The organism is Gilliamella sp. X-60 (assembly GCF_057063585.1).
In genome coordinates this window covers 1-1,083 of record NZ_JBXSQJ010000055.1, presented here as the reverse complement: position 1 = coordinate 1,083, position 1,083 = coordinate 1, and the positions used below count along the sequence as shown (strand labels likewise).

General features: G+C 31.8%; 2 protein-coding genes and 1 rRNA gene. 1 reads left to right on the top strand and 2 read right to left on the bottom strand.

Features of this window, described 5'->3' with window-relative positions:
* The first annotated feature begins 1 nt into the window (after position 1).
* Positions 2-117: ribosomal RNA gene (gene rrf / locus ACYIAM_RS13025) — 5S ribosomal RNA — on the top strand.
* A 138-nt stretch (positions 118-255) separates the two neighbouring features.
* Here the strand turns inward: rrf and ACYIAM_RS13020 are convergent.
* Positions 256-549: a hypothetical protein gene (locus tag ACYIAM_RS13020; RefSeq protein WP_174797706.1), complete on the bottom strand. Its 294-nt coding sequence runs from the start codon at positions 547-549 to the stop codon at positions 256-258.
* A gap of 447 nt (positions 550-996) precedes the next feature.
* Positions 997-1,077, bottom strand: coding sequence for an integrase core domain-containing protein (locus ACYIAM_RS13015; RefSeq protein ID WP_141670356.1), 81 nt, complete (start codon positions 1,075-1,077; stop codon positions 997-999).
* Positions 1,078-1,083: the final 6 nt, after the last annotated feature.

Sequence of the window (1,083 nt, the reverse complement as noted above, 5' to 3'; positions counted from 1 at the left end):
GTCTGGCGGTAATAGCGCGGTGGTCCCACCTGACCCCATGCCGAACTCAGAAGTGAAACGCCGTAGTGCCGATGGTAGTGTGGGTATTACCCATGTGAGAGTAGGGGGCCGCCAGACTTTTAAATTTGAGAGAGAGCCCAGCAGTGATGCTGGGCTTTTTTGCTTTTAAAGTTTTATTTTCTATATCATTATTTTATGATATGTAAAAAATACACCGAGTTGCTTTATCTGTAGTAGCTTGAACTTAACCTTAATCTATCTTATATTTTTATCTGTTACTGATGTGTATTTAGGTTTTTTTCTTAAATTATTGAGTAAGTTTTTATCATCATCTTTCCACCAATATTCTTTATATATAGTGGGTTGTTTAAACTCATAAATGCTAATTAAACCTAACAAACCTGATGGTGAATCTGCCATAAAATCCCAACCATTCTTTTCAGCACAGTACATTTTTAACCTTTCGTCATACCAAATTTGGTACCCTTTTTTATCTAATATATTGAGTGCAGTGTTTGATATGTTTGAATATTCAGATAATGCCGGCATAAAATCAATCCTATTTCATAATTTCAATCGTTTATTTGCGTGTTTTTTCTTTGTAAGGACTTTCAACTTCTCTTTTTATATTTTTCTATCATCAAAAAAATCTTTATAGTTTATAGCGAGCTGAATATTTTGATTTGCAATATATGGCTCGATTTTAAGTCACTTTTGTCATCCCTATTTTCGCTATTATTTAAACTAAATATTATTGTCAGGTAATATGTCGATTTCTGAATGTGTTAAATCTAGCTATGACTAATAGCAAAATTTTATCGACGAGTTTAAATTTTTGTCTGAATTAGATTTTCATTAACTGTGTTTTATTTATTTTTAACACAGTATTTCATTTATTTATTCCCAACATTTTCCCCTAATATATTCTATTTTTGTAGGAATTAATGGTTATTTACTGTAAATACCCCAAACCTAGTACACAACTCACGTAGAAAATCATGCTGCTTGTTTTAGTGTTTTATACTCAATCGGTGTCATGTTATTTAACGCCTCATGCGGTCTTTCGGTATTATAAATCGTTAA

Coding starts and splice junctions, on each gene's coding strand:
- ACYIAM_RS13020 (WP_174797706.1), bottom strand. CDS start 549: ATGCCGGCATTATCTGAATATTCAAACATATCAAACACTGCACTCAAT.